Origin of the sequence: Citrobacter sedlakii NBRC 105722 (assembly GCF_000759835.1) — a bacterium.
In the GTDB taxonomy this organism is placed as follows: domain Bacteria; phylum Pseudomonadota; class Gammaproteobacteria; order Enterobacterales; family Enterobacteriaceae; genus Citrobacter_A; species Citrobacter_A sedlakii.
This window is the reverse complement of the sequence record NZ_BBNB01000001.1, coordinates 167,447-194,339: the sequence shown is the minus strand read 5'-3', so window position 1 is coordinate 194,339 and position 26,893 is coordinate 167,447. Positions and strand designations below refer to the sequence as shown.

Genomic DNA, 26,893 nt, shown 5'->3' with positions numbered 1-26,893 from the left:
AGCGCCACCGGGCAAAACATCAGATAGAGGTGCGGCGATAGTCGCGGTATTCCGCGCGCCAGAAATTGTCGTCGATAGCCTGTTGCAGCGCTTCGGCAGAGGTTTTCACCGCCACGCCTTGCTGCTGCGCCATTTTGCCGACAGCAAAAGCGATGGCGCGGGATACCGTCTGGATATCTTTGAGTTCCGGCAGCACCAGACCTTCACCGTTAAGCACCAGCGGCGAGTACTGCGCCAACGTCTCGCTGGCCGACATCAGCATTTCATCGGTAATACGCGACGCGCCTGAGGCGATAACCCCCAGACCAATGCCCGGGAAGATATAAGCGTTGTTGCACTGGGCGATAGGGAAGACTTTATCTTTCCAGACGACCGGCGCGAACGGACTGCCGGTCGCGACCAGCGCGTTACCTTCGGTCCACGTAATGATGTCCTGCGGCGTGGCTTCCACCCGTGAAGTCGGGTTTGACAGCGGCATGACGATGGGGCGCGGACAGTGCTTGTGCATCTCGCGAATGATCTCTTCGGTAAACAGACCGGTTTGCCCGGAGACGCCAATCAGAATATCCGGTTTAACGTTACGCACCACATCCAGCAGCGACAGCACTTCACTGTCGGTGTCCCACGTCTTCAGATTCTCACGCTTCTGCACCAGTTTGGTCTGGAAGGAGAGCAGGTTCGGCATCTGATCGGTAAGCAGACCAAAACGATCCACCATAAACACTTTCTGCCGCGCGGCTTCTTCGCTAAGGCCTTCGCGCTGAGTCTGGGCAATGATCTGCTCGGCAATGCCGCAACCGGCGGAGCCTGCGCCGAGAAAGACGATTTTCTGTTCGCTGAGCTGGCTGCCTGCCGCACGGCTGGCGGCAATCAGCGTCCCGACGGTCACCGCCGCAGTACCCTGAATGTCGTCGTTAAAGGAACATATTTCATTACGATAGCGGTTCAGCAGCGGCATTGCGTTTTTCTGCGCGAAATCCTCAAACTGCAACAGCACATCCGGCCAGCGGTGCTTAACGGCCTGGATGAATTCGTCGACAAATTCATAATAGTCATCGTCGGTGATGCGTGGGTTACGCCAGCCCATATACAGCGGATCGTTGAGCAACTGCGGGTTGTTGGTACCCACATCAAGCACAACAGGCAGGGTATACGCCGGACTGATGCCGCCGCAGGCGGTGTACAGCGACAGCTTACCGATAGGAATGCCCATCCCTCCGATCCCCTGGTCACCCAGGCCCAGAATCCGCTCGCCGTCGGTCACCACGATAACTTTGATATTGTGGTTTGGTACGTTTTGCAGGATGTCGTCCATGTTGTGACGGTTCTGGTACGAGATAAAAACGCCGCGGGCGCGACGGTAAATCTCGGAAAAGCGTTCACATGCCGCGCCGACTGTCGGGGTATAAATAACCGGCATCATCTCATCAAGATGATTGTTTACCAGGCGGTAGAATAGGGTTTCGTTGGTATCCTGAATGTTGCGCAGGTAGATGTGCTTGTCGATTTCGGTTTTGAATCCCTGATACTGGATCCACGCGCGTTCAGCCTGTTCTTCGATCGTCTCGACCACTTCCGGCAGTAACCCCAGCAGGTTGAAGTTACGACGTTCTTCCATGCTGAAAGCACTCCCTTTATTTAACAGGGGGAACTCCAGCAGTACCGGGCCAGCGTAAGGAATATAAAGGGAACGCATTTTTTTGCTTTTGGTTTCCATGTCACTCACTCTTTTTTGAATTTCCGTCCCTGGCTCCTTTTATAATACTGTGCCGTTCAACCAGGGCATCGGACACCGAGTATAAAGCATCATGCCCCCTGGAAACAAAAACACCATCGCTTTTGCGATGGTGTTTATCATCAGATTCTGACTACGCGGTTACTTTTTGCTATCCGGACGACGCTTTCTGCCGGTAGGGTTGTTCACCACGCTGGACGTGTCGCCTTCCGTCACCAGTTTGCGCTGATTGGAAATTTTATGGTCCAGTCCAAGAATATGACGGGCCTGACGGTTCGATTTCATTTTAACTCCTCAATCCTGTTCCAAGTTTTAAGGACAAATTCGCCAATGCGAAAGAAACGTAACCCCTTAGGTTGCGGTATCAGCATAGCACCTTATGCAGAAGCGTGCTGGCCGCTGACCACATAATTGATCGTTTGCTGGTAGATGTCACTGAGGATGTCATTGTCGGTGGCTTCCACCCATTTGGTCAGTTCCATTAAAATGTCATCTTCGGTGACAGCGCCATGTTCTGCGCGGAGACCTTGCTCAATAGCATGAACCAAAGCCGGTTGTGCGTTTGAGGTATTTGCTGAGTAATAAGTAAACATAGGATGCCTCCGTGTCGGTGTATTTATAAGTACGGCTCGCAGAAATTTAATTCACATTCAGAATGGCAAATATTTTTATCGCTGTAGCTCAGAAAAGTCCTGGAAGATAATAAAACTATTTTAACTCTCTGATTTGCCGGTGTTTAAAAGGGTTTTAATTCGCGTTCATCACGCTTTAATATATATTTAATATGCCTGTAAATATAATCTATATGGTATTGGGGCAAGCGTTATTTTTCATTTTAATCGTATTCTGAATTTTATTGAATAGTCCATCAGACCTGCCAGCCATGGTCTATACTTGCATTTTTGAGCCAACAGGAGAGCAGCAATGACAATCCATAAAAAAGGTCAGGCACACTGGGAAGGCGACATTAAACGTGGAAAAGGCACTGTTTCTACCGAAAGCGGTGTCCTGAATCAACAGCCTTATGGCTTCAATACCCGTTTTGAAGGCGCAAAGGGCACGAATCCGGAGGAGCTGATTGGCGCGGCGCATGCGGCGTGCTTTTCTATGGCGCTTTCGTTGATGCTGGGTGAAGCGGGCTTTACGCCAGAGGCGATTGATACCACTGCCGATGTGTCACTGGACAAAGTGGATAACGGGTTTGCAATTACCAAAATCGCGTTGCACAGCGAAGTGCGCGTGCCAGGGATTGATGCGGAAACTTTTGACGGCATTATCCAGAAAGCCAAAGCGGGATGCCCGGTGTCTCAGGTGCTGAAAGCGGAAATCACCCTCGATTATCAGCTGAAAGCCTGACAAGCCCTGTTACCGGGTGACGGGGCGTCACCCGGTAAACAAAACGTCTCCGGGCGACGCCAAACCGCATTACTGCGCCACCCACCCTCCATCCATATTCCACGCCGCGCCGCGAACCTGGGCCGCGCCTTCGGAACATAAAAACAGAGCCAGTTCCCCTAATTGCTCGGGTGTGACAAACGCCCGCGAGGGTTGTTTTTCCGCTAATAACGCTTCCCGCGCGTCACTGGGGTCTGCGCCTTCCGCGATGCGTTTGTCGATCTGCTGTTGTACCAGCGGAGTCAGCACCCATCCTGGACAGAGCGCGTTACAGGTTATGCCGGTCTGCGCGGTTTCCAGAGCGGTGGTCTTCGTGAACCCCACCACGCCGTGCTTGGCCGCGACGTAGGCCGCTTTGTCTTTTGAGGCCACCAGCCCATGCACCGAGGCGATATTGATGATGCGGCCCCAGTTTCGGGCGCGCATAGAGGGTAACGCCAGACGCGTGGTGTGAAAAACCGAGGAGAGGTTAATGGCGAGAATCGCATTCCACTTCTCTACGGGAAAATGTTCAATCGGCGAGACGTGCTGGATCCCGGCGTTGTTAATCAGGATATCCACGCCGCCGAATTCCCGTTCGGCGTAGCGCATCATCTCTTCAATTTGTCCGGCATTGCTGAGATCTGCGCCGTGGTAGCCCGCGCTGACGCCACAGGCGTCAATGGCGTCTTTGGCGGCCTCAACATCACCAAAGCCGTTCAGGATAATCCGTGCCCCGGCTTTTGCCAGGCTCTGCGCAATGCCCAACCCGATGCCGCTGGTGGAGCCGGTAATCAGCGCCGTTTTTCCGTTCAAAGTCATCGCATTCTCCTCAGACAATTCCGGTGGTATAGAACACACCAATCACAAACAGTACCGCCAGGCTTTTGATGATCGTAATGGCGAATATTCCGCCGTAGGCCTGACGGTGGCTCAGCCCGGTAATGGCGAGCAGGGTAATGACCGCGCCATTGTGCGGCAGGGTGTCCATTCCGCCGCTGGCCATTGACGCCACGCGGTGAAGCACTTCCAGCGGAATGTTGGCGGCGTTTGCCGCCGCAATAAAGGTATCTGACATCGCCGCCAGCGCAATACTCATCCCGCCGGAAGCGGAACCGGTAATCCCGGCGAGGGTGGTGATGCTGATTGCCTCATTCAACAGCGGATCGGGGATGGCCGCCAGCGCGTTAGACAGCACCAGAAAACCGGGAAGGGCGGCGATCACCGCGCCAAAGCCATATTCGGACGCGGTGTTCATGGCCGCCAGGATCGCGCCGCCTACTGCGGTTCGGCTGCCTTCCGCCAGACGCCCCTGTATATTGCGATAGCCGAAAATCACCACCATCAGGATCCCTGAGACCAGCGCCGCCTCAACGGCCCAGATGGCGGTTATCTTGCTGATTTCGGTCGTCACCGGCGTAGCCAGTCCGGGCAGGTCAAGCTGGTGAGTGCTGCCGTACCAGACCGGGATCCAGCGGGTAAACAGCAGATTGAGCACGCCCACCAGGATCAGCGGTGAAATGGCGACGAAGGGATTGGGCAAATTGATATTGTCCGGTGTTTCCGGTTCGTTTTGCAGCTCGGTACCATAACCTTCATTCCTGGCTAGCGCTTTTCGCCGCTGGCGCTCAAGGTACAAAAGCCCGACAAAAATGATAAACAGGGAGCCGATCAACCCAAGCCACGGCGCGGCCCAGGCATTGGTGCCAAAAAAGCTGGTCGGAATGATGTTCTGGATCTGCGGCGTTCCCGGCAGCGCGTCCATGGTGAAAGAGAATGCGCCCAGCGCCACCGTCGCGGGGATCAGTCGCTTGGGTATCTGGCTCTGGCGAAACAGTTCGGCGGCAAAAGGATACACGGCGAAAGCCACCACAAACAGCGACACGCCGCCGTAGGTCAGCAGGGCGCAGACCAGCACAATCACCGGGATCGCATGACGCCGTCCAAGCAGATTGATCGCCGCGGCAACGATTGAACGCGAAAAACCGGACAGTTCAATCAGCTTGCCAAACACCGCCCCCAGTAAGAAAACGGGGAAATACAGCTTTACAAAGCCAACCATCTTTTCCATAAACAGGCCCGTAAAGGCCGGGCCGACAGCGGCAGGCTCGGTCAGTAAGACCGCCCCTAATGCCGCGATAGGCGCAAACAGGATAACGCTGTAACCGCGATAGGCTGCCAGCATCAGCAGACCCAACGCGGCCAGGGCAATTAACACACTCATCATGACTCCTCGGTATCGTTGTTATTGTGGGGTACAGAAAGAGAAGTTACGGTTTCAGGGCAAAACGCAGCTGATGCCGTCTGCGTTCGCGGATACTGTCTTTTCGCGTCTCGTCCCAACGGTAAAACCCCTGGCCGCTGCGCATCCCGGTGTCACCGTTGGCGACGATATCCGCGACCAGCGACATCATGTCGCTGCCGCTAGCCAGTTCCGGCAGCAGATGGCGGCAGATATCCTGAACGGTGTTGAGTCCGGTCATGTCCGCCGCTTCCAGCGGGCCGACCATGCCATAACGTCGACCCAATGAGGCGCGCATCACCCGATCCACCACGTCCGGGCTGGCGATGCCGCTTTTGACGATATGCAGCGCTTCGCGCAACAGCGCAAACTGCAGACGGTTGCCGACAAAGCCCGGCGCGGCGCGATCGAGGATCACGGCTTCCAGTTGCATACCGCTCAGCAGCGCCTGAACCTCCTGCATATACCGTGGCGCAGTTGCGCTGCCCGGTACAATCTCAACCAGCGGGATAAAATGCGGCGGATGCCAGAAGTGGGCGATCAATAAGCGCTGTGGATGGCGAAGCTTTTCCGCCAGCGCGTCCGGCGGCAACCCGCTGGTATTGCTGGCGATGATGGCCTGCGGATCGATAACCTGCTCCAGCTGCGCATACAGCGCGTGCTTAAGTTCAAGGCGCTCGGGAATGGCTTCGATCAGCAGCGATGAAGCGGCAATATCGGCAAGCGATGTGGTCCCCTGCAGCCGGGACAGGACAGTGGCTTTATCTGCCGCGGAAAACTGCCCGGCCGCGATCAATTCCTCCAGGATCTCGCCAGCAACGGACGTTATTTCCGCAGTACGTGCTCTGTCGGTGTCGTACAGCCAAATCTCATGCCCGGAACGGGCAAAATGGCAGGCGATACCTACGCCCATCAGTCCTGCGCCCAGGACAGCGAAACGGTTAGTTTGCATGGCGATCCCCTCTGGTGCGTTCCACCGCCAGCGCCACACCCTGACCACCGCCGACGCACAAGGTTGCGAGTCCTTTGCCGACGTTGCGTCGCGCCATCTCGTGCAGCAATGTGACCAGAATGCGGCAGCCGGACGCGCCAATCGGATGACCGAGCGCGATAGCGCCGCCGTTAACGTTAACTTTGCTTTCGTCCCAGTCGAGTGCTTGACCGACCGCCAGCGCCTGTGCGGCAAAGGCCTCGTTCGCTTCGATCAGATCGACTTGCGCCAGCGTCCAGCCCGCGCGTTGCAGGCATTGCTGCGAGGCCTCAACAGGACCGATCCCCATGACCGCCGGATCGACGCCAGAAACGGCGTAGCCAGCAATGCGCGCCAGCGCCGGTAAATTCAGCGCCGCGGCGCGGCTGGCGCTCATCAGCATCACGGCGGCGGCGCCATCGTTAATCGACGAGGCGTTCCCGGCGGTAACCGTCCCGTCTCCCGGACGAAAGGCCGGTTTTAGTTGGGCCAGTTTCTCAGCCTGTGTGTCCGCACGCGGCTGTTCGTCTCGCTCAACCCGTCGCGGCGGTTTCTTACCCTGCGGAACGTTTAGCGGTGTGATTTCGGCGCTAAAGTAACCAGCCTCGAGCGCCAGCGTCGCTTTTCGCTGTGAGCGAAGGGCAAACGCATCCTGTTGCTCACGGCTAATGACAAACCTCTCTGCCAGATTCTCGGCAGTGATGCCCATGTGGTAGTCATTAAACGCGTCCCAAAGGCCGTCATGTACCACGCTGTCCTTCATGCTGGCGTGGCCGAGGCGCAGCCCCGTCCGTGCGCCGTCCAGAAGGTAGGGGGCGTTGCTCATACTTTCCTGTCCGCCTGCAATAACAATCTCCGCATCACCGCAGCGAATGGCCTGAGCCGCTTGCAGCACCGCTTTTAATCCCGATCCACAAACCAGATTCAGCGTCACCGCCGGCGTCGTGACCGGCAGTCCGGCGCGGAGGGCTGTTTGCCGCGCCGGGTTTTGTCCACAGCCTGCGGTCAGTACCTGCCCGAAAATGACTTCGTCGATCGCATCGGCTGGCAGGGCGGTTTTCTCCAGCAATGCGCGAATGACGCACGCGCCGAGTTCTACCGCCGGGAGCGGGGCTAAAGCGCCGTGAAAGCTGCCAATGGGCGTGCGGGTGGCCGCAACGATAACAACATCCTGCATGGTCATCTCCTCAGGTGAACTGCATTTCAGGCACGTTTTCCGCCACAACCAGCTTGCCGGCGGTTTTCGCGACGATCTCCTCGACGCTCACGCCTGGCGCACGTTCGCGCAGGATGAAGCGGCCATCGGCAATGTCCAGCAGCGCCAGGTCGGTGAGGACACGTTTGATACAACTGACGCCGGTGAGCGGTAATGTGCAGGCCGGAAGCAGCTTGGATTCGCCGCTTTTAGACGCGTGGGTCATGACCACGATGATGTTTTCCGCCCCCGCGACCAGATCCATCGCGCCGCCCATCCCTTTCACCATCTTGCCGGGGATCATCCATGAGGCGATGTTGCCGTTAACGTCAACTTCAAACGCGCCCAGCACGGTCAGGTCAACGTGTCCGCCGCGGATCATGGCGAACGACTGCGCTGAGTCGAAAATCGCCGCGCCCTTGCGTGCGGTGACGGTCTGTTTTCCGGCGTTGATCATATCGGCATCCAGTTCGTCCTCCGTCGGGAACGCCCCCATTCCCAGCAGTCCATTTTCCGATTGCAGCATCACGTCCATGCCCTCGGGGATGTAGTTGGCGACAAGGGTGGGGATGCCAATCCCCAGGTTGACGTAATAGCCGTCGCGCAGTTCCCGGGCGACGCGCATAGCCATTTGTTCGCGGGTTAACATGTTCTGTCTCCTTAGCGGCGTAATGTGCGTTGCTCAATGCGTTTTTCGAAATGGCCTTGAATCAGGCGATCGACGAAGATGCCAGGGGTATGAATCGCGGCAGGATCAAGTTCGCCAGGGGGGACGATTTCTTCGACTTCGACGACCGTGATGCGTCCGGCGGCAGCCATTAGCGGATTGAAATTCTGCGCGGTATGGCGATAGATAACGTTACCGTACCAGTCGGCCTTCCAGCCTTTAACCAGCGCGAAATCACCGGTAATCGCGCGTTCCATAATGTACGGGCGACCGTTGAACTCCCGCACGTCTTTACCCTCGGCCACTGGCGTACCGTAACCGGTGGCGGTGAAGAAAGCAGGGATCCCCGCGCCGCCTGCGCGTAACTGTTCCGCAAGCGTGCCCTGGGGCGTCAGCGTCGCTTCCAGTTCGCCGCTCAGTACCTGTTGTTCAAAGAGGGCGTTTTCACCGACGTAAGAGGCCACCACTTTGCGTACCTGGCGTGTTTCCAGCAGTACGCCCAGACCGAAGCCATCGACGCCGCAATTGTTTGACACCACTGTCAGTCCCTGAACCCCGCGACGGCGAACCTCGGCAATCAGGTTTTCCGGTATACCACAGAGTCCAAAGCCGCCCGCCAGCAGCGTCATGTTGTCGGTGATCCCGTCCAGCGCCTCTTGATACGTAGCGACGCGTTTATCCAGTCCAGACATATCATTGCCCCTCCAGTTGTCCTTGCCGACATCATTAGGGGCGGAAAATGATTTGTTAATTTTAAATTTGTGACTCACTCATTTGGTTTTTTTATCAATTTGATGTTAATTAAATGTATTCAAACAGTTAATGGGGCGCAAAATGAGAATGAGCATCAAACAGTTACGCGCATTTTTAGCGGTAGCTCACACTCTGAATTTCGCCCACGCCAGCGAACGGCTGAATATATCCCAGCCCGCGCTGAGTTTGACGATCAAAGGTCTGGAGGAATCGCTGGGGGGACCATTACTGTTGCGAACAACGCGGAGAGTCACGCTGACCCAGGAAGGGGAAACGTTGCTGACGATGGCGCGTCAGCTTATTGCCGACTGGGATAACACTGAAGAAGCCATGCGCCAGCGCTTTACACTCCAGCGGGGAAAAGTGTCGGTAGCGGCGATGCCGTCCTTTGCGGCGAACGTCCTGCCGCCGGTGCTGAAAGCCTTTCGTGACCGCTACGCCGGGATCAACGTTACCGTTCATGATGTGATCAATGAACAGGTGATTGAAATGGTAAGTGAAGGGCGGGTGGAAATGGGGATTGCCTTCGAACCGGATTATTCCGGGCATCTGCACTTTACCCCGCTCGGTCTGGACCGCTTTGTGGCGATAGTCCCGCCGGATTCCCGCCTCGCGACGCGGGAACGGCTTTGCTGGCGCGAGCTGTTGAGCCTGGATTTTATCGCTCTCCAGCGTCCTTCGGCTGTGCGTCTGATGCTGGAAGAACAACTGGCGCAAAGCGGCCGCCCGCTGGAGGTGGCGCTGGAAAGTCATCAACTGGTTACCGTGGGGCGTCTGGTGGCAAACGGCCTCGGCGGTAGCGCGGTGCCCGCGCTCTGCCGTACGCAGATGACCGAGCTTGGCGCGGTGTGCCTGGAACTGGACGGTCCGGTGATCGAACGCAGAGTGGGCGTGCTGCGATCGGCCCATCATAAGCTCTCTACCGCCGCCCAGGCATTGTTAGATACGTTGAAGAAGGCATATAGTTAAGCGTCAGGTTAGTCCCGGTTGCCCGGCGGGGTAGTTCACGGAGAGCCGCCTCTTTGCAAACAGCAGGATTAGCATCCAAAAATATAAAAAATAGCCATAACATCAGAGCGCATATTTATTTCATGTTCGTGAAGGGTATTATTTCTTTCGTTCTACATTAACGGTTTAAGCGCGCATGTAGAGATTATTGATCTCATAAATGGAGTAAGAATAATGAACACATTTTCCTTCGCGACAGCAGGTATTTTAGCGGCAGCGCTGTTAACCAGTCTCAGCGTCAATGCGGCGACCAGTAACACAAAAACAGACGTTACCCCCAGGGGGATGAGCTGCCAGGAGTTTGTTGACCTGAACCCGCAAACCATGGCGCCCGTGGCTTTCTGGGTATTGAACGAAGATGAAGATTTTAAAGGCGGGGATTACGTGACCTTTGACGAAACCGTCACCACGGCGGTGCCGCTTGCTGTCGAAATATGCAAAAAACATCCTCAGAGCGAATTAACAAAAATCAAAGACGAAATCAAAAAAGAATTAAGCAAATAAATCTGAGTCGTTATTTAAACCCAGCCAGAGTGCTGGGTTTTGTTATTTGTGACAACGTCACATGTCAATCATCTTCATCCCGGAAATAAATAATAAAGCTCTTCTCCGGCGTGCCGATACTGAATACAAATTAGCCTGAATGATAAGGAAGTTTGTATGGACTGGTATCCGTCACGTATTTCCACGCGCCTGACGCTCGGCGGGATCGTGCTGCTGATTGTTACGACGCTGGTGATTGTGGTGATTATGCTCTGGCGAGGTCAGCCTCGCGTTGTGGAGATTAACACTGCGCTAATAGAGCAGACAGGACATGGCCTGACGCGCCAGCTCAGTACCGTCCTGTCACGGGTAGAGGGGGAAACTGTCAGCCTGGCGCGTCTGGCAGAGGTCTTGCCCAATGATGAAACACTGTATCGCACCGTTGCTCCGCAGTTACTGGGCATCGACAGCGACAGCATTATTACCGGAGGCGGTATCTGGCCGGAGCCGAACGCTTTTACGCCTGGCCTGGAGCGACGCAGTTTTTTCTGGGCGCGTAATACCGATAATAAGCTGGTGTATTCGGATGAATATAACGCTGCTACCGGTAATGGGTACCATAACGAAAGCTGGTATCAACAGGCGAAAGGACGCTCTGCGGAAAACTGCCTGTGGTCTGACGTTTATCAGGACGCCATTTCCGGGATTAACATGGTGACCTGCAGTGTGCCTTATCTGCTGTCGGGTCAGTTCGCCGGGGTTGCCACCACGGATATACGCCTTGATAACGTCGCCCGCTTTATGCAGAAAGAGGGCGGTCACACCGGTGGTTATGCCTTTGTAGTGGATAAGCAGGGGCAGATCCTCTATTTCCCACCGATCGAGCAGCAACAATTTAAAACCGTCAGTGAGCTGGTCAACGCCTCGCCATGGCTCGCGCCTGTCGCCAGCCAGTTACGCTCGCTCAGCGTAGCGAAGACCAGCACTGCGTCCGTCGCGCTGGAGCACGACGGCATTCTTAACGCCGCTTCGCGGGTCATGCTGTTTCCAATGGCGGATACCGGCTGGGTGGTCGGACTGGTTACGCCAGAAGCACGGATTGTCGGGTTGGCAAAGGAAATGATGCGTGACGTTCTGGTGGTATTGATCCCGCTGATGGCGTTGCTGCTGTTGGGCGCGTGGCTGCTGGTGCGCCGGTTGATTGCCCGTCTGGATGATACCCGCAAAGCGCTGGATGATATTGCGCAAGGGGAAGGCGATCTTACGCGTCGTCTGGCGGTAAAAGGTAAAGACGAGATTTCCGCTATCGCTGAAGCCTTTAATCTCTTTGTCGATAAAATCGCCGCAATCCTGGTCACGGTACGCGGAAGCAGCGAAGTGGTCGCCAGTACAGCCACAAGCCTCGCTGACAGCAACACCGAACTGTCCACCCGCGTCACGCAACAGGCGGCGGCGCTGGAAGAGAGCGCTGCCGCAATGGAGCAGCTTAACGCCACGGTACAGCAGAATGCCGCCAATACCGCACTGGCGGATGAGCTTTCGGAAAATACCGCGCAGACCGCCAACCGCTGTGGCGATGTGATGCACGAGGTGATTTCCACTATGGATAACGTCAGCGCGTCGTCCGGGCGGATGGTAGAAATTGTGTCGGTAATCGACAGTATCGCTTTCCAGACCAATATTCTGGCGCTCAATGCGGCGGTGGAAGCGGCGAGAGCCGGGGATGCGGGACGGGGCTTTGCCGTCGTTGCCTCGGAAGTTCGCACGCTGGCACAGCGTAGCGCAACGGCGGCTCAGGAGATCAAAGCCTTGATAGACGAGTCGGTTTCACATGTTGACAGCAGTAGCCAGCAAATCCATCACGCGGGAGATCGGCTACAGGAGCTGGTGGGGCACGTCCGTCAGGTTCGTCAGTTGATGGGCGAAATTCGTGTGGCCGGGGAAGAACAGCGTAAGGGCGTGGCGGAAGTGACGCTGGCGGTGACCGAAATGGACGGAACCGTGCAGCAAAACGCGTCGCTGATTGACGATGCCGCCGCGCGTACTCAAATTCTGAAAGCTGAGGCGGATCAACTGGCGAAGCAGGTCTCTTCTTTTACGCTGCCTTAAATCTATGGCAGTGCTTCAGGCCCGGCGGAAAACGTGCCGCCGGGTCGCATCAGAGGCTGACGGGAAGCGTACTGTTCATCCACCCTGGGATCTCCTCTGCCGCAACCGGACGCGAGAAGTAATATCCCTGAATCACTGGGCATCTGACCGAACGTAAAAATTCAAACTGTTCTTTGGTTTCCACCCCTTCCGCGATCACCACCAGATTTAAACTTTGTCCGATACGGGTAATGGCTTCCAGCAGCGACTGGATCCGTGTTTCCGTCAGGCAGCGGTCAACAAACGATTTATCAATTTTCAGCTCGGTCACGGGCAGACTGACCAACCGTGACAGACCGGAAAAGCCGGTGCCAAAATCATCGACCGACAGCCCAACGCCCATATCACGTAGCACCGTGATGCGTTTGAGGATCTCTTCATCCTGCTCCATCATCATGCTTTCCGTGATTTCCACCGTCAGCTGTTCGCCCGGTATGGCGAATTCCAGCATCGCTTCCGACACCTGGTTGGGCAATTGATTGCTGCGAAAATGCAGGGCCGAGAGGTTAACCGATAAGGTGGGAATGGTCAGCGACTGCGCGCGCCATTCGGCCAACTGACGGCAGGCTTCCCGAACCACCCAGCGTCCGATGTTTTCGATTTCCCCAATTTCTTCCGCCAGCGGAATAAAGCGGCCTGGAGGAACATTCCCGTGCTTCGGGTCGCTCCAGCGGGCCAGCGCCTCGAAACCGTAAAGCTCACCGGTTTCGGCGAAAATCTGCGGCTGATAGACCAGACGCAGATGGTTGTTGGCAATGGCGCTTTTTAACGCTGCGCCCATCCGCAGGCGTTCTCTAACCGCGCGGTTCATCTCCGGGTCAAAGAATTGCCAGCCGTTACCGCCTGCCTTGCGGATAAAGTCCATTGCATTGTGCGCCGTCGACAGCAGGTAATCACGGTTTTTACCCGCTTCATAGCTGATGCCAATACTAAACGTCAACGGGAAGGGCTTATCGTCAAACAGCGTCGCTTCATTACCAATGCTAATAAGCTCGTCGGCGAAGTGCGTAATGTTGCTCATTTCACTGTCATGGCTGACCAGCACAAACTGGGTGCCTTCAATTCGGCTGAGGTACTGGTCGGGTCTTAGCCGTTCACGGATCTTATTGATGATCTGCAATAGCACCTGGTCGGCCACGGCGTAGCCCAGGCTGTCTATCACGTCCTGAAAATGATCCACGCCTATCAGAAAAACCACCGGCGAGCGCAGAGGCTCTTCGCAGGTGGTTTCATCGAGATAAGCATGCAGATGGTTACGATTAGGCAGACCGGTGAACGGGTCAAACTGCAGCAAATGCTCAATCTGCTGTCGGCTTTTTTCCTGCTCAAGCGCCAGCGCGGCCAGATGCTGGCTGATATCGGCAACCCGCTGGATGAAGGCGCTGGTCTCTTTTCCTTTAACGGTTTTAATTAACAGCGTACCGGCGGGGGAGCCGTCGCGCTGGCGGATCGTCAACGACCAGACGTCGAGGTTTTTGCGCGCCGCTTTTCCAGAAGATGAGGCCCAGAAATGCCGGGCGCTATCTTTTAGCGCATACAGCGAGACGTGGGTGTCTCTGAGAACGGCTTCAATATTGCGGCAGATGATTTCTCCCATTTCCTGGAACGGCGGGCTGGCGCACATCGCCGCAAGAATATTGCCTTCCAGTTGGCGAATTTGCCGTTCTTCCGTGACGTCAGAGAAGGTCATCACCAGATTGGGCAGATCGGTTTCTTTGCCATATACCGGGCTGATGGAGGCTTTGATCCAGATTTCCTCGCCGGAACGGGTAATGACCAGGAACTCGTCCTGGTCGCGGGTGGTTTTCCAGAGCAACTGTTGCAGCCGCAGACGATTATCTGACGGCGTTTCGGGAATGTGGAGCAGGCTGTCCGGCAACTGGCCTGACGCCTCCTGAATGTTGTATCCGAACATTTCGCTGAAGGCGCGATTGCACTGGACGATGCGCCGCTCATGGTCAAGAACGATAACGGGACGATCAAGGTGGTCGACGGCTAACAGCAGCAGACGCGTTTGCTCCTTTTGTTCCATTTCTACGCTGGCGTCACGGGCAAACGCCAGATAAAAGATCCGGCCCTCCACGCTAATTTTCGACAGCGCAAAGCGGGTCCACACTTTGCTGCCGTCTTTGCGTTCCAGCAGCAGTTCCCGGCTCATGCCGACGACGCGCGGCTGCCCGCCTTCGCGGTTATGGCGAATATAGTCCGGATGCACCGCGCGCAAATCCCGGGGAATAAGCATCGAAATGCCTTTCCCGAGCACTTCATCACGGCTGTACCCCCACAGCTTTTCCGCCGCCGGATTAAAAAACAGCACTTCGTCGTTGTCGTTGATCAGCACGGCGCCCATCATGCTTTGCTCAAGCGCGGGAATGAAAATGCTGTCTCCGGTGCTTTTAACGTCGGTTAGCTTCATGTGTTACCTCTGCGTCCGGAAAACACTCAGGCGCCTGGTTTCCAGAGTTCAACACGGTTTCTGCCGTGCCTTTTCGCAATGTATAACGCCTCGTCAGCAATCTGAATTAAGCGTTCATAATCGGGGTGGCCGTTAAACATCGCCGCGCCAATGGAAAGCGAAAGCGGGATCGCTTCACCATCAGGAGACTTAATTTTGGTTTTCTCAACGCGGCTGCGAATACGCTCCGCGATGCGCAGGGTATCGGTCTGGGTGGCTTCGGTCAGCACAATAATAAATTCATCGCCGCCGTAGCGAAAAACATAGTCACTGCTGCGCACGTTGTCGTAAAAGGCCTGGGAAACGCGCCGCAGGATCTCGTCACCGGTATTGTGTCCCCAAGTGTCATTAATCTCTTTAAATTTATCCACATCAATAATCAGAATGGAAAGCGGCGTTCCGGCACGATTGGCGTGGGCGATTTCGCGTTTAAAAATGGTGGGCAGAAACCGGCGATTGAGTAGCTTCGTCAATACATCCATTCCCACTTCATGGCGCGAAACTTCTTCAAACAGTTCGCGAAGCAGAGTGATGATTTGCGAAACGGTATTGCGGATTTGCAGAAGGAACTTTACCCGCGAGGCTTTATTGTTCAGCGCTTTTGCGGTTCCCCGGGTTTGATGAAACAGGCCGTCAAAATCCTGGATCAGTCGGGAAATATGGCCCACTTCAGCGATGCCGCTAAAATAGTGACGCCCTTTATGGTTAAACCACAACCCAAAATCCGCCTGACTTAACGGCAGACTGTTGCCAAAGTCGGCGTCGAGCATAATTTTATAGATAATATCCATTTCCCAGGCGAGCAGTGAGGCAATCTGGCGCTCTTTTTCTTCTTCGGCATTTTCCAGCAGGGAAAAAATACGATAGTTTTCATCTTCTTTTGCCGCGCTGCTTTCGCTAAAAGAGAAGGCCCGGGACATGACTTCCATCGCCAGATCGATGCTGTTAATAGAAAAATGGTAGATCAGGAGTTTCTCTGTCGCCTCATGGTGACTGTCTATGATGATCGGGTAGAGCAATTTTTTCAGAACCCGAAAACCCATTTCCACCAGTTCGACGGGAATCCCGATTCGGGCATGAACTTCAGCGACCGTATGTTGCACTTTGATTAACTCATCAACGTCACCGCTAGTGCAGGAGAGCACATCGACAATCCACTTTTCCAGCGCGTGTTTTAGCTGCCGCTCCACCTGTTCATTACTTAAAAATTCTTCAGCATGTGGGTCGGCAAGCACAATACGATAAAACTCGATGCTCAGGGTGTGCGCGTGGTGAATCGCAATCTCAGAAGCCAGTTTACGAATATGCGGATCCGTTTGTTCAACCAACGCGACCCATTCGTCTTTCATTCTTTTAAGATACATCTCCATCAGGCAGATCCTTACGGTCGTTCGCGAAAGACACGGGACAGGCGTCTTCGCAGTTTTATGGATAGTAGATCGAATTAAATAATACGTCACACCTGTAATGTAGCATCATCATATGAAAGAAAGAGTGTCATGACTTAAGGGATATTTTTATACAAATCTGCAGGCAAAGCCTGAAAATCCGGCGTTATCACCATAAGCAATAAAAAGCCCGTTCTTTTAGTCTGTTTTTAGATGAATAACCTTTTGCGCCTGCGTGAATAAAAGACAAAATGAAAACCAAAAGCCATCATGGTTTATACGTATTTATTTTAGTCTATCCCTCGCGTATTGATTTCAGGAAATAACGTTCGTCATTATTCATTGAAAGAAATATCAAACACCTGCGTAAACCCCGTTTATCGATCCGCTTTTCAGGGGGGCGCGAGTCAGAAAAAACGCTTCATACGTGACACTGTCACCTCGCAATCGTCAGAGCTGGTCTATGCTTGTTCTGCGTATGCTGTTTCATACAGCAACGGTAGGGGTATTTGCTGCATAAAACTCACCCGAGGATGAAACGGGTCTAATGGGGCGACAGTATGAGTTCAAAATCCTTTATTAGAAGTTGGGGGTGTGAATTTGTGGCCGCGGATGTCGTTCGCTTTCGCATTTGGGCGACGAGTCAGGAAAAGATGTATCTCCGTATTCACGATCGAAACCATGAAATGACGGCCAGCGGAGAGGGATGGTTTGAGTGCCAGGTTAACGGCGTCAAGGCGGGAACGCCTTATCAGTTTGTATTGAACAACGGGACGGCAATTCCCGATCCGGCCTCGCGTGCGCAGTGTGACGATGTGAACGGCGCGTCGCGCGTCGTCGATCCCGAGGCCTATTGCTGGCAACACACTGACTGGCAGGGATGTCGCTGGGAAGAAGCGGTGTTCTATGAGCTGCATCTCGGCGCCTTTACGCCTGAAGGGACATTCCAGGCGGCAATCGCCAGACTTCCGTATCTCGCGGAACTGGGCGTTACCGTCATTGAACTGATGCCGGTTTCGCAGTTTGGCGGTCAACGCGGCTGGGGTTATGACGGCACGTTGCTGTATGCGCCGCATTCCGCCTACGGTTCACCAGACGATTTTAAAGCCTTTGTTGATGCCGCACACGGTTACGGTTTGTCGGTGGTTCTTGATATCGTGCTCAACCACTTTGGGCCGGAAGGTAACTACCTGCCGCTGTTATCTGAGAACTTTTTCGACGCCGCGCGCATGACGCCGTGGGGTAACGGCATCGCCTATGAAAACGACGCGGTACGCCGCTATATTGCTGACGCGCCGCTGTACTGGCTGGTGGAGTATCAGCTTGACGGATTGCGCTTTGACGCCATCGATCAGATCAAAGATGACGCGCAACCGCATCTGCTGGTAGAGATAGCCGAACGTATCCGTCGTGAGATTAGCGACCGGCCGATACATCTCACCACCGAAGACAACCGTAATGTCTTGTTTTTACATCCGCGTTCTGAAGATGGCGCGACGCCACTCTTTTCCGGTGAGTGGAACGACGATTTCCATAACGCCATTCACGTCATGGCGACCGGGGAAAATCACGGGTATTACGCCGACTTCGCCACTCAGCCCGAACGCTATGTTGCCCGCGTACTGAGCGAAGGGTTCGCCTGGCAAGGGGAAATGTCCGCCGTTAGCGGAGAAGCGCGCGGCGTTAGCAGTCGACAGCAGCCACCGACTACCTTTGTCGATTTTATTCAGAATCACGATCAGATTGGTAACCGTGCGCAGGGCGAACGGCTGATTACGCTGGCGGGAGCCGAGAAAACACGGGTACTGCTTGCCACGCTCCTGATGTCGCCACATATTCCGCTGCTGTTTATGGGCGAGGAATACGGCGAAACGCATCCCTTTTTATTTTTTACGGATTTCCATGGCGATCTTGCGCGCGCGGTGCGTGAAGGCAGGGCGAAGGAATTTGCCGGACACGCCGGACATGAAGGCGAGAACGTACCAGATCCCAATGCGCCTGAGACGTTCCAGCGCGCGAAACTCGACTGGCAAAAAATGCAGCATGAAGAAGGAAAAGCGTGGCTGACCTTCACCCGGGATCTGTTGAGCAGACGCCGGCGCGTTATCGTCCCGCTGCTGAAAACCGCACGCGGCGGTGAAGGCGAAGTGGTGCAGACTGCCCCTGGTTTTGTTGCTGTGCGCTGGCGTTTCCCGACAGGCGTTTTGTCGCTGGCGTTCAATATTGGCGATGTGCCAGTGGTGCTGCCGGAAATGCCGGGGAAAACGGTTTTCGCCTGGCCGGAAGCCAGCGAGCGTCTTAATCCAAATGCCATTGTCGTCCGATTCGCACAGGGAGAAACTTTACCATGATCCCTTCATCGACCTACCGAATTCAGTTTCGCAACGGCATGACTTTTGACGCCGTTAGCGAACGGATACCGTACCTGAAAAAGCTCGGGATCAGCCATTTATATGCCTCGCCAATTTTTACGGCGACAGCGGGCTCGACCCACGGTTATGACGTCACAGACTGTAATGAGATCGATCCTACCATCGGCGGGCGGGAAGGATTTGATCGCATGGTGCAAGCGCTTCACGCTGCGCAAATGGGTCTGATCCTCGATATCGTCCCTAACCATATGGCCAGTTCGCTGGAAAATCGCTGGTGGCGTGACGTTATTGAACACGGAGAGAAAAGCGCTTACGCCAGCCATTTCGATATCGACTGGACACAGCGACTGACATTACCGTTCCTTGGCGACACTTTTGAGAAAGTCCTGGAAAAAGGGGAGATCAGCATCAAAGCGGATCCGCAAACGGGTAAACCGACGCTGGCCTATTATGACGCCTTTTACCCACTGGATCCGTCAACCTGGCAGGGAAATGAAGCGGATGTGCTGGCGATGACCGATAAACAGGCTATTGCCGACTTGCACCAACGGCAACCCTGGCGGTTGATGTCCTGGCGCGAGGCCGCGACAAATCTGAGCTATCGCCGTTTCTTTGAAGTCACTGGACTGGTTGGCGTTCGCGTGGAGGACAATCGGGTATTTGATGACACCCATCAACTGATCCTTGAACTGGTGGCAAACGGCGCTGTGGACGGATTGCGTATCGACCATATTGACGGCCTTGCCGATCCGCAGGCCTATCTTCAGCGTTTACGTCAAAAGGTCGGTGAGGCGTGCTATATCACCGTTGAAAAAATTCTTGCCCGCGGGGAGGAATTACCGCAGGAATGGCCGATTTCGGGTACCACCGGCTATGAGTTTATTGCGGCTCTGGCCGAAGTGCTGGTGGACGATCGCGCGCTGGGCGATCTCCGACGCGTCTGGCAGGATGCAGTCGGTCAGCAGGTGGATATGCGCGCTGAACTGCGTAAGGCGCGGGTCCTGATGATAGAGCGTAATTTTGCCGGCGAATTTGCCCGCTTGTTGAAACTGGCAAGCGAACTGGCCCGTCAACAGCGCGTCGATATTGATGACGAGACGCTGCGCGGCGCGCTGCGAGAACTGCTGATTGCCTTTCCGGTGTACAGAACGTATGGCACCGCGCAGGGATTCAGCACGGCGGATCGCGAGCTGCTGCGACATGTCACCGCACAGCTGAGCGCCAGTGAGTTTGCCCCGGACGCTCAGGCGCTTGGTTTTTTCTCTCGGTTGTTGGTCGGTGCCGATGACGCCTGCCTGACGACCACGGCGGCGACCTTCCGCACGCGCTTCCAGCAGCTCACCGGCCCGCTAATGGCCAAATCGGTAGAGGACACATTGTTCTTTCGCCAGAACATGGATCTGGCGCTAAATGAAGTTGGCGCAGAGCCCGTTCAACGCTTTTTCTCACTCACGCGCTTTCATCAGGAGATGCAGTCCCGTATGCGGCTACAGCCGGATGCGCTGTCCAGCACGTCGACTCACGACACCAAACGCGGCGAAGACGCCCGCGCCCGGTTATACACGTTGACCGAGGCGCCGGCGCGTTGGGCGGAGCATCTGGCGCGATGGCGGCAAATGAACCAGACCCATGTCCGGTTTCTCAATGACGGCACCGCGCCCAAAGCGGCGGATACCTGGATGCTCTATCAGGCGCTGGCGGGGGTATGGCCCGCGGTATTCCGTCCGGATGACGCGAACGGTTTGCAGGCGCTTGAGGAGCGATTCCTTGAATTTGTGGAAAAAGCGCTACGCGAAGCCAAGCTGCGGACGGACTGGGTGGATACTAACGAGGCCTACGAAACGGCGGTTCTGGATTATGCCCGGCATATGCTGTCACCAGAAAACACGCTGTTTTTGCAGGATTTTCACGCTGCGTTGCAGCCGTTTATTCGTGCCGGATTGGTGAATAGCCTGACCCAGACGTTGATTAAACTGACCGCCCCCGGCGTGCCGGATATCTACCAGGGCAGCGAGGCGCTCAATTTCAGTCTGGTTGACCCGGATAATCGTCGCCTGCCGGACTTTGCCCTGTTGGCCCGCCAGCTCGCACAAGCAGACAGCCGCGTATTTACGCAGGAAGCGTGTTGGATGAATGGTCAGGTGAATCAGTATGTGACCGCCGTTCTGCTGCATCTGCGACAAAGGTTTCCCACGCTGTTTCGCAAGGGCGACTATCTGCCGCTCGACGCCGAGGGGGACAACGCGGAGCACGTCATTGCTTATGCCAGAGCAGATGAAAAAAACGCGCTGGTGGTGGTGGCGCCACGCTGGGTATTCCATCGCATAGAGGGCGAACTCTCCTCTGCTGGCGGCACGCTGTGGGCAGATACCCGTATCGCGTTGCCCGCACGGCTGGCGAATCGTCAGTATGAAGACGTCTTTCATCACGAGACGGTCGATGTCGGCGCCACGCTTGACGTCGCGCAACTCCCCGGTCATCCACTTATTGCTGTTTTACGCGAACACCCGTCTGAACAGACGAGTGCAGAAAGGGAAAATGGATAATGGCAAAAGCAAAAGGTAAACAATTTGATATCACAGCAGGGCACAGCCAGCAGTTAGGGGCAAACTACGACGGACAGGGGGTTAATTTTGCGCTTTTCTCCGCCCATGCCGAGCGCGTAGAACTGTGCCTGTATGATCCGAGCGGACAAAACGAAATTGCCCGCCTGACCTTACCGGAATTTACGCATGAGATCTGGCACGGCTACGTGCCGGGTCTGGAACCCGGGGCGCTGTACGGCTATCGGGTTCACGGGCCTTTTGATCCAGAGAACGGGCACCGTTTCAATCCCCATAAATTGTTGATAGACCCTTATGCCCGGGAACTGGTGGGGGATATCGCCTGGAATGAGGCGCATTTCGCTTACGATCTGGAAAGCGAAGAAAAGGATCTTAGCTTTGACACCCGCGACAGCGCCCCGTTTACGCCAAAATGTAAGGTTGTCGACCCGAATGCGTTCGACTGGCAGGATCACCGTCGCCCGGATATTCCCTGGCCCAGCGCCATTGTCTATGAAACTCACGTCAAAGGTTTCACCTGGCTGAATCCCGCGATACCGCAAGAATTGCGCGGCACGTTTGAAGGGATGGGCCATGCGGCAAGCGTGGATTACATTAAAAGTCTTGGCATTACCTCCGTCGAACTGCTGCCGGTTCACTGGTTTCCGGACGATCAGCATCTGCTGGACAAAGGTCTGAAAAACTTCTGGGGATATAACACGCTGGGCTTTTTCGCTCCGGCGACGCGCTACTACGGTCCGCGCGGCATACAAGGCTTTCGCGACATGGTGCGCGCCTATCATGATGCGGGTATCGAGGTCATTCTGGATGTGGTGTATAACCACACCGCGGAAGGTAACGAGCTGGGGCCGACGCTGTCATTTAAGGGTATTGATAACTTCTCCTATTACCGCACGCTGGCGGATCAGCATCGTTATTATATTAATGACACGGGGACGGGGAATACCGTTAATACCTCTCATCCCCGCGTGCTGCAGATGGTGATGGACTCGCTGCGCTATTGGGCGGAAGCGATGCACGTCGATGGTTTCCGTTTTGATCTCGGGACGATCCTCGGTCGCGAACCGGAGGGTTTTGATCAGCGCGGCGGCTTCTTTGACGCGATGATGCAGGATCCGGTGCTGTCGAAACTCAAGCTGATCGGTGAACCCTGGGACATTGGACCGGGCGGGTATCAGGTAGGCGGTTTCCCGCCAGGGTGGGGAGAATGGAATGATAAATACCGCGATACAGTGCGCGAATACTGGAAGGGCGACAACGTTTCTACCGATTTTGCCGCACGTCTGCTTGGCTCCGGCGATCTCTATGACCTGCGAGGGCGGCGGCCATGGGCGAGCGTCAATTTTGTTACCGCGCATGACGGTTTCACCCTGAACGATCTGGTGTCCTATAACGAGAAGCACAACGAGGCGAATGGCGAGGACAATAACGACGGACATAACGATAACCGGTCATGCAATTATGGCGCGGAAGGTCCCACGGATGATGCCGTCATTAACGCCACGCGCGAACAGCAAAAGCGTAATTTCCTCGCCACGCTGCTGCTGTCCCACGGTACGCCGATGCTGCTGGCCGGTGATGAGTTTGGCCGCAGCCAGAACGGGAATAACAACGGCTACTGCCAGGACAGCGACATTTCCTGGGTCCACTGGGAAAGTTTGCCGGAGTCGGCGCAACAATTGCGGGAATTTACGCGCCACCTTATTGAACTGCGGAAACAGCAGCCGCTGTTGCGTCGGGAAAACTGGCGCGATGGCATGGTTATCCAGTGGTTTAATGCCGGGGGCGGGCTACAGCAGCCGGAGCAGTGGGATGAAGGCTCCACGCTTGGCGTGTATATCGGTCGTCCCGATCTCGAGACCGAAGACGGGATCTGGCACGAGGTTCTGCTTCTGTTGAATCCCTTCGAATGTAGCGTGCCGTTCAGCATCCCGCAAACGGGGGATGGCGGTTGGGTACTGGAACTGAACACGGCTAATGACCCTGAACAGGGACTGATTATCGAAAATGAAACGGATTATGAACTTGCCGGACGCAGCATCGCATTATTCAGGAGGCCATAAGTGAAAAAAGGGTTATGCATTGCAGCATCGGTTGCGTTATTAACGGCCTGCGGGGCGAACACGACCCCGCCGAAGACGCCGATACCCGGTAAAGAAACGTCTGCAAGCCTGCGTACGCTGGAAGCCGGGGCGGAAGTGATACAGTCCCGGCCGCCGATCGAGGCCATCAGCGCCTATCTGGATGGCTTCCATTTCTACAGTGGCGATAAAAATGGCCAGATGGAAGCGCATCATTATGTCACTGTACTTAATGATGAAGTGATGCAGGCGGTGATCTACGACGGGAATACCAAAGACGCGCGTCTGATGGGCGTTGAATACATCATTAGCGAGCGGTTATTCAATACGCTGCCGCCAGAGGAAAAAAAACTCTGGCACAGCCATCAGTATGAAGTGAAGTCCGGCAGCCTGGTGGCGCCGGGTCTTCCCGCCGTCGCGGACAAAGCGTTGATGAGCAAAATCGTCAACACCTACGGCAAAACCTGGCATACGTGGCATACCGATCGCGATAAAACACTTCCAATGGGGATCCCCGCGTTGATGATGGGCTTTACCGGCGACGGGCAGTTGGACCCGGCGCTATTAGCCGATCGGGACCGTCGACTGGGTATTAATACGCAAGAAATTAAACAACAGCGGCGGGATATTGTGGCGCATCCGGTAGCACAAGGCGCCAACGCCTGGGAGAAAGGGCAAGTGATACAGTTAAAAAGGGTCAGCGGCGCGGGGGAGCATGGTCATGGCATGACGCGCTCTTTTGGTAAGGCTGAGCAAAATCAACAAAAGCCGTAATGTTCACAGCCCATCCTGCAACGGGACAGCGTGTCAGGATGGGCCAGAAAGACAGAGGGTAAACCTTAAATATCATCCATGGTGTAGCCAACGACAATTTCCAATGTTTTCCGTAACACATCAGCCTGTACCACGCTGTCCGTAGTTTCCAGTGCCTGGACCAGCCATAAAATAATCGCTTTATTGGTGATATGCCCATCAGAAGCCATAATGCTGCTGATAGCGGTCGCCAGTACCGCTGACTCCTCGGCAAGACGGGCGCCTGCGTTGCGGAAAAATTCGGACATTGCTGTATCTGGAAGAACTGCGTAAAAATCGGTCTGCTTAAGCATCGCTTGTCTCATGTGCTTTCACCGTTAAGTTGTAAAATGGCGTTGGTTAGTGCATTTTTTTTGTGCTGTCTGACTGGCGACTGCCAAACAGCTCAAGCACGTTGCCCCGTCGTCCTGCATGTGAATCTGGTCGGCGCGCGCGTTGACGCTTTCTGGCCGCCATGGCGGTGACTTCAGTAATGACGCTTTGTATGGCCTCTTGTCGTTTACTGTCTCCCGCGTTGGCCTTCATATTTCCCAGCGTCACGATCAGTGCCTGGGTGCTAATGGGACCATGGCTTTTCAGCAGCGTTAATACCGCTTCACCGATGATTTCATCCGTCAGTCGTTCATATTCTTCACTTCTGTTCATAACCGCATCTCTGGTTGCCAACGCTGACACTGGCGTTGGCGTTAACCTCCACTAACGATCAAACAGCAGACCAATCAGCGTGTGATAGTGGTGTTCCTCCGCTTCGCTATTCGCTTTTTCAAGGCGGCTCAGCAATTTAGTACAAAGCGACTTCCTGTTCAGGCTCTTGCCGTCGGTGAGGATTTCCACCACAAGTTGACCCAGGGTTTCCTGCTGAGTCGGCAGGCTAGCTTTATTGAAGTACTGGGCAATCGCATTCGCTGAATCGGACATGTTGATGTTGTGATGCATGTGTGACTCCCATTTGTTTCAATAATCTACAAAGTTGTAATTTAAGTTATACAAATATAGAAAATGTGTACATAGAATGCGTACAAAATAGCATACTAATTTTTAGCTTTTTGTGCTAATTGTTTAAAATCAATAAATTAAAATCAATAATTTACAATTTAAGCTATCAATAGCTGTACAACATTTTTAGGCGGGAATCGGGTAAATTATGCCAATATATAGACAACAGGAATGTAACATTTTCCTTTGTGAACATATTGTTAGCGTAAAGTGAGTTTTCTGGAGACGGGAAGGCACGGTTCTGGTAGGGTATTTATGTTCCCTCCTGTATATCTGGACTCATCATGCTCACAACGGTTATCTACCGTAGTCATATTTGCGACACTTTTTCTCTAATCTCTCTTGAAAAAATGGTGGCAGCAGCAAAGGTAAAAAACGAACAGGCCAACGTCACCGGGATCCTGTTGTTTAACGGAAAACATTTTTTTCAACTGCTTGAAGGGCCAGAGGAGGGCGTTCAGCAGATCTATCAACACATCATCAACGATGAGAGGCATCATAATCTGGTAGAGTTATTGCGTGACTATGGGCCGTCACGCCGCTTTGGTAAAGTGGGAATGGAGCTTTTCGACCTGCGCGAATTTGCCAAAAATGACGTTTTGCAACACGTACTCGATAAAGGTACCACCCGGTATCAATTGGCGTTTAACGACCGACCGCTGAAATTCTTTCGCACTTTTATAGAAGCGACCGAAAAGGAAAATTATTTTGCCATTCCACCGGCAAATACCTGGGAATTTATTGCCGAAGGTGTAAGCAGGGAAAAGAGTGTGCAAGAAGATACCCACGCAGAATGTTGCTTTGCCTTTCAACCATTAATCGATCCTTTCGCCCGGGAGATTGTCGCGCTGGAAGCCTTGCTGCGAACGCCAGACGGACAGGGGCCAGAACGTTATTTCGCCGGGCTTACCGGGACGGCACTTTACGAAGCGGATCTGCACAGTAAAACACAGGCCTTTGCGCTGGCGGGCAGGCTGAATTTGCAGCGATATTCACTGTCGGTGAATGTGTTGCCTATGACGCTGGTCAATATTCCCCACGCGGTACAAACGTTGCTGGACGCCATTGAGCGTTCCGGCCTGGTGCCGGAACAAGTGACGGTTGAATTCACAGAACGCGAAGTGATCTCGGGGCTTGAGCAATTTACCGCCTCTGTCAGACTACTCAAAAGTGCCGGAATTAGCGTGGCGATTGACCACTTTGGCGCCGGGTCTGCGGGCTTGTTATTGCTGTCGCAGTTCCAGCCGGATCGCATAAAAATTAACCGGGAGCTCATTATGGATGTCCACAAAAGCGGGCCCCGGCAGGCCATTGTACAAGCGATCGTCAAATGCTGCTCGTCGCTGGAAATAGCGATTTCTGCGGTTGGCGTCGAAAAGGCGGAAGAGTGGATGTGGCTGGAATCAGCCGGTATCAGTCAGTTCCAGGGCTATCTGTTCGCCCGTCCATCTTTAGGAGGTGTCTCGCCGATTGCATGGCCGGAAAGGGCTGCCGATCTTTAATGCCAGGTTAAAAAATTGTTGTTCCATCTTACTGAGAATTGGGAATAAATTCACAAATCCCTGCTTGTACAGGAAAATTTGATTTGTACAGCGCAGGGGGTTTGGTTAACTTATACATGGTAGTACAGCTTTGCAGTAAGAGGGATG

General features: G+C 54.5%; 23 protein-coding genes. 9 read left to right on the top strand and 14 right to left on the bottom strand.

What is annotated here, in order from left to right:
- Positions 1 to 19: 19 nt before the first annotated feature.
- From maeA to bdm, 3 genes are all read right to left on the bottom strand, one after another.
- Entirely contained in the window at positions 20 to 1,717 is a 1,698-nt protein-coding gene (gene maeA, locus CSE01S_RS00950; protein ID WP_042283043.1) for a malate dehydrogenase, read from the bottom strand.
- A 159-nt stretch (positions 1,718 to 1,876) separates the two neighbouring features.
- Entirely contained in the window at positions 1,877 to 2,020 is a 144-nt protein-coding gene (sra, locus tag CSE01S_RS00945; protein WP_042283041.1) for a stationary-phase-induced ribosome-associated protein, read from the bottom strand.
- A gap of 92 nt (positions 2,021 to 2,112) precedes the next feature.
- Positions 2,113 to 2,328 carry a biofilm-dependent modulation protein gene (gene bdm / locus CSE01S_RS00940; protein WP_042283038.1) on the bottom strand — a complete coding sequence of 72 codons (216 nt, stop codon included), beginning with the start codon at positions 2,326 to 2,328 and terminating at the stop codon, positions 2,113 to 2,115.
- Positions 2,329 to 2,659: 331 nt separating this feature from the next.
- Between bdm and osmC the strand changes: the two genes are divergently transcribed.
- The gene (gene osmC / locus CSE01S_RS00935; RefSeq protein WP_042283036.1) at positions 2,660 to 3,091 is read left to right on the top strand and encodes a peroxiredoxin OsmC; all 432 of its coding nucleotides are present in this window, start codon (positions 2,660 to 2,662) and stop codon (positions 3,089 to 3,091) included.
- A gap of 69 nt (positions 3,092 to 3,160) precedes the next feature.
- Here osmC and CSE01S_RS00930 read toward each other — a convergent pair whose 3' ends face one another.
- Genes CSE01S_RS00930 through CSE01S_RS00905 form a run of 6 tightly spaced genes read right to left on the bottom strand, consistent with a single transcriptional unit; the run spans position 3,161 to position 8,875 of the window.
- Positions 3,161 to 3,931: a 3-hydroxybutyrate dehydrogenase gene (locus tag CSE01S_RS00930; RefSeq protein WP_042283033.1), complete on the bottom strand. Its 771-nt coding sequence runs from the start codon at positions 3,929 to 3,931 to the stop codon at positions 3,161 to 3,163.
- Positions 3,932 to 3,941: 10 nt separating this feature from the next.
- Positions 3,942 to 5,336, bottom strand: a complete 1,395-nt coding sequence (locus tag CSE01S_RS00925) for a GntP family permease (protein WP_199957257.1) — start codon at positions 5,334 to 5,336, stop codon at positions 3,942 to 3,944.
- A 43-nt stretch (positions 5,337 to 5,379) separates the two neighbouring features.
- Entirely contained in the window at positions 5,380 to 6,303 is a 924-nt protein-coding gene (locus tag CSE01S_RS00920) for a 3-hydroxyacyl-CoA dehydrogenase family protein (RefSeq protein WP_042283028.1), read from the bottom strand.
- Entirely contained in the window at positions 6,293 to 7,498 is a 1,206-nt protein-coding gene (locus tag CSE01S_RS00915; RefSeq protein WP_042283026.1) for an acetyl-CoA C-acetyltransferase, read from the bottom strand. The genes CSE01S_RS00920 and CSE01S_RS00915 overlap by 11 nt, the downstream gene beginning before the upstream one ends.
- Before the next feature lie 10 nt (positions 7,499 to 7,508).
- Positions 7,509 to 8,165: a CoA transferase subunit B gene (locus CSE01S_RS00910; RefSeq protein WP_042283025.1), complete on the bottom strand. Its 657-nt coding sequence runs from the start codon at positions 8,163 to 8,165 to the stop codon at positions 7,509 to 7,511.
- Positions 8,166 to 8,176: 11 nt separating this feature from the next.
- On the bottom strand, positions 8,177 to 8,875 hold the full coding sequence (locus CSE01S_RS00905; protein WP_042283023.1) for a CoA transferase subunit A: 699 nt from the start codon (positions 8,873 to 8,875) through the stop codon (positions 8,177 to 8,179).
- A 142-nt stretch (positions 8,876 to 9,017) separates the two neighbouring features.
- Here CSE01S_RS00905 and CSE01S_RS00900 point away from each other — a divergent pair, with 142 nt between their 5' ends.
- The 3 genes from CSE01S_RS00900 (at position 9,018) to CSE01S_RS00890 (ending at position 12,536) form a co-directional block, all read left to right on the top strand.
- Positions 9,018 to 9,905 (top strand): LysR family transcriptional regulator, encoded by an 888-nt coding sequence (locus CSE01S_RS00900; RefSeq protein WP_042283020.1) that lies wholly within the window; start codon positions 9,018 to 9,020, stop codon positions 9,903 to 9,905.
- A 213-nt stretch (positions 9,906 to 10,118) separates the two neighbouring features.
- Entirely contained in the window at positions 10,119 to 10,448 is a 330-nt protein-coding gene (gene hdeB / locus CSE01S_RS00895) for an acid-activated periplasmic chaperone HdeB (protein ID WP_042283018.1), read from the top strand.
- Between the two features lie 156 nt (positions 10,449 to 10,604).
- Complete coding sequence (locus CSE01S_RS00890; RefSeq protein WP_042283016.1) at positions 10,605 to 12,536, top strand: methyl-accepting chemotaxis protein; 1,932 nt, start codon at positions 10,605 to 10,607, stop codon at positions 12,534 to 12,536.
- A 49-nt stretch (positions 12,537 to 12,585) separates the two neighbouring features.
- Here the strand turns inward: CSE01S_RS00890 and dosP are convergent, their stop codons facing one another.
- Together dosP and CSE01S_RS00880 are read right to left on the bottom strand one after the other, a co-directional pair.
- The gene (gene dosP, locus CSE01S_RS00885; RefSeq protein WP_042283014.1) at positions 12,586 to 14,991 is read right to left on the bottom strand and encodes an oxygen-sensing cyclic-di-GMP phosphodiesterase DosP; all 2,406 of its coding nucleotides are present in this window, start codon (positions 14,989 to 14,991) and stop codon (positions 12,586 to 12,588) included.
- A 26-nt stretch (positions 14,992 to 15,017) separates the two neighbouring features.
- Positions 15,018 to 16,400 (bottom strand): diguanylate cyclase, encoded by a 1,383-nt coding sequence (locus CSE01S_RS00880; protein WP_042283011.1) that lies wholly within the window; start codon positions 16,398 to 16,400, stop codon positions 15,018 to 15,020.
- Positions 16,401 to 16,978: 578 nt separating this feature from the next.
- Between CSE01S_RS00880 and treZ the strand changes: the two genes are divergently transcribed.
- Genes treZ through CSE01S_RS00860 form a run of 4 tightly spaced genes read left to right on the top strand, consistent with a single transcriptional unit; the run spans position 16,979 to position 24,209 of the window.
- Complete coding sequence (treZ, locus tag CSE01S_RS00875; protein WP_042283009.1) at positions 16,979 to 18,769, top strand: malto-oligosyltrehalose trehalohydrolase; 1,791 nt, start codon at positions 16,979 to 16,981, stop codon at positions 18,767 to 18,769.
- Positions 18,766 to 21,336, top strand: a complete 2,571-nt coding sequence (treY, locus tag CSE01S_RS00870) for a malto-oligosyltrehalose synthase (RefSeq protein ID WP_042283006.1) — start codon at positions 18,766 to 18,768, stop codon at positions 21,334 to 21,336. The genes treZ and treY overlap by 4 nt, the downstream gene beginning before the upstream one ends.
- Positions 21,336 to 23,417, top strand: coding sequence for a glycogen debranching protein GlgX (gene glgX / locus CSE01S_RS00865; protein WP_042283002.1), 2,082 nt, complete (start codon positions 21,336 to 21,338; stop codon positions 23,415 to 23,417). Before treY ends, glgX begins: the two co-directional genes overlap by 1 nt.
- Positions 23,418 to 24,209 carry an OBAP family protein gene (locus tag CSE01S_RS00860; RefSeq protein WP_042282999.1) on the top strand — a complete coding sequence of 264 codons (792 nt, stop codon included), beginning with the start codon at positions 23,418 to 23,420 and terminating at the stop codon, positions 24,207 to 24,209.
- Positions 24,210 to 24,274: 65 nt separating this feature from the next.
- Here the strand turns inward: CSE01S_RS00860 and CSE01S_RS00855 are convergent, their stop codons facing one another.
- The 3 genes from CSE01S_RS00855 to ycgZ are packed head-to-tail and all read right to left on the bottom strand — an operon-like array spanning position 24,275 to position 25,184.
- The gene (locus CSE01S_RS00855; RefSeq protein WP_042282997.1) at positions 24,275 to 24,541 is read right to left on the bottom strand and encodes a biofilm development regulator YmgB/AriR family protein; all 267 of its coding nucleotides are present in this window, start codon (positions 24,539 to 24,541) and stop codon (positions 24,275 to 24,277) included.
- Positions 24,542 to 24,587: 46 nt separating this feature from the next.
- Positions 24,588 to 24,893, bottom strand: a complete 306-nt coding sequence (locus CSE01S_RS00850) for a hypothetical protein (RefSeq protein WP_042282994.1) — start codon at positions 24,891 to 24,893, stop codon at positions 24,588 to 24,590.
- 51 nt (positions 24,894 to 24,944) lie between these two features.
- Positions 24,945 to 25,184 carry a regulatory protein YcgZ gene (gene ycgZ, locus CSE01S_RS00845; RefSeq protein WP_042282993.1) on the bottom strand — a complete coding sequence of 80 codons (240 nt, stop codon included), beginning with the start codon at positions 25,182 to 25,184 and terminating at the stop codon, positions 24,945 to 24,947.
- Between the two features lie 344 nt (positions 25,185 to 25,528).
- Between ycgZ and CSE01S_RS00840 the strand changes: the two genes are divergently transcribed.
- Positions 25,529 to 26,746, top strand: a complete 1,218-nt coding sequence (locus CSE01S_RS00840; protein ID WP_042282990.1) for a diguanylate phosphodiesterase — start codon at positions 25,529 to 25,531, stop codon at positions 26,744 to 26,746.
- Positions 26,747 to 26,893 lie beyond the last annotated feature (147 nt).

What these genes read in the sequence shown, in the direction of transcription:
- maeA (WP_042283043.1), bottom strand. Translation starts at nt 1,717, where the DNA reads ATGGAAACCAAAAGCAAAAAAATGCGTTCCCTTTATATTCCTTACGCT.
- sra (WP_042283041.1), bottom strand. Translation starts at nt 2,020, where the DNA reads ATGAAATCGAACCGTCAGGCCCGTCATATTCTTGGACTGGACCATAAA.
- bdm (WP_042283038.1), bottom strand. Translation starts at nt 2,328, where the DNA reads ATGTTTACTTATTACTCAGCAAATACCTCAAACGCACAACCGGCTTTG.
- osmC (WP_042283036.1), top strand. Translation starts at nt 2,660, where the DNA reads ATGACAATCCATAAAAAAGGTCAGGCACACTGGGAAGGCGACATTAAA.
- CSE01S_RS00930 (WP_042283033.1), bottom strand. Translation starts at nt 3,931, where the DNA reads ATGACTTTGAACGGAAAAACGGCGCTGATTACCGGCTCCACCAGCGGC.
- CSE01S_RS00925 (WP_199957257.1), bottom strand. Translation starts at nt 5,336, where the DNA reads ATGATGAGTGTGTTAATTGCCCTGGCCGCGTTGGGTCTGCTGATGCTG.
- CSE01S_RS00920 (WP_042283028.1), bottom strand. Translation starts at nt 6,303, where the DNA reads ATGCAAACTAACCGTTTCGCTGTCCTGGGCGCAGGACTGATGGGCGTA.
- CSE01S_RS00915 (WP_042283026.1), bottom strand. Translation starts at nt 7,498, where the DNA reads ATGCAGGATGTTGTTATCGTTGCGGCCACCCGCACGCCCATTGGCAGC.
- CSE01S_RS00910 (WP_042283025.1), bottom strand. Translation starts at nt 8,165, where the DNA reads ATGTTAACCCGCGAACAAATGGCTATGCGCGTCGCCCGGGAACTGCGC.
- CSE01S_RS00905 (WP_042283023.1), bottom strand. Translation starts at nt 8,875, where the DNA reads ATGTCTGGACTGGATAAACGCGTCGCTACGTATCAAGAGGCGCTGGAC.
- CSE01S_RS00900 (WP_042283020.1), top strand. Translation starts at nt 9,018, where the DNA reads ATGAGAATGAGCATCAAACAGTTACGCGCATTTTTAGCGGTAGCTCAC.
- hdeB (WP_042283018.1), top strand. Translation starts at nt 10,119, where the DNA reads ATGAACACATTTTCCTTCGCGACAGCAGGTATTTTAGCGGCAGCGCTG.
- CSE01S_RS00890 (WP_042283016.1), top strand. Translation starts at nt 10,605, where the DNA reads ATGGACTGGTATCCGTCACGTATTTCCACGCGCCTGACGCTCGGCGGG.
- dosP (WP_042283014.1), bottom strand. Translation starts at nt 14,991, where the DNA reads ATGAAGCTAACCGACGTTAAAAGCACCGGAGACAGCATTTTCATTCCC.
- CSE01S_RS00880 (WP_042283011.1), bottom strand. Translation starts at nt 16,400, where the DNA reads ATGGAGATGTATCTTAAAAGAATGAAAGACGAATGGGTCGCGTTGGTT.
- treZ (WP_042283009.1), top strand. Translation starts at nt 16,979, where the DNA reads ATGAGTTCAAAATCCTTTATTAGAAGTTGGGGGTGTGAATTTGTGGCC.
- treY (WP_042283006.1), top strand. Translation starts at nt 18,766, where the DNA reads ATGATCCCTTCATCGACCTACCGAATTCAGTTTCGCAACGGCATGACT.
- glgX (WP_042283002.1), top strand. Translation starts at nt 21,336, where the DNA reads ATGGCAAAAGCAAAAGGTAAACAATTTGATATCACAGCAGGGCACAGC.
- CSE01S_RS00855 (WP_042282997.1), bottom strand. Translation starts at nt 24,541, where the DNA reads ATGCTTAAGCAGACCGATTTTTACGCAGTTCTTCCAGATACAGCAATG.
- CSE01S_RS00850 (WP_042282994.1), bottom strand. Translation starts at nt 24,893, where the DNA reads ATGAACAGAAGTGAAGAATATGAACGACTGACGGATGAAATCATCGGT.
- ycgZ (WP_042282993.1), bottom strand. Translation starts at nt 25,184, where the DNA reads ATGCATCACAACATCAACATGTCCGATTCAGCGAATGCGATTGCCCAG.
- CSE01S_RS00840 (WP_042282990.1), top strand. Translation starts at nt 25,529, where the DNA reads ATGCTCACAACGGTTATCTACCGTAGTCATATTTGCGACACTTTTTCT.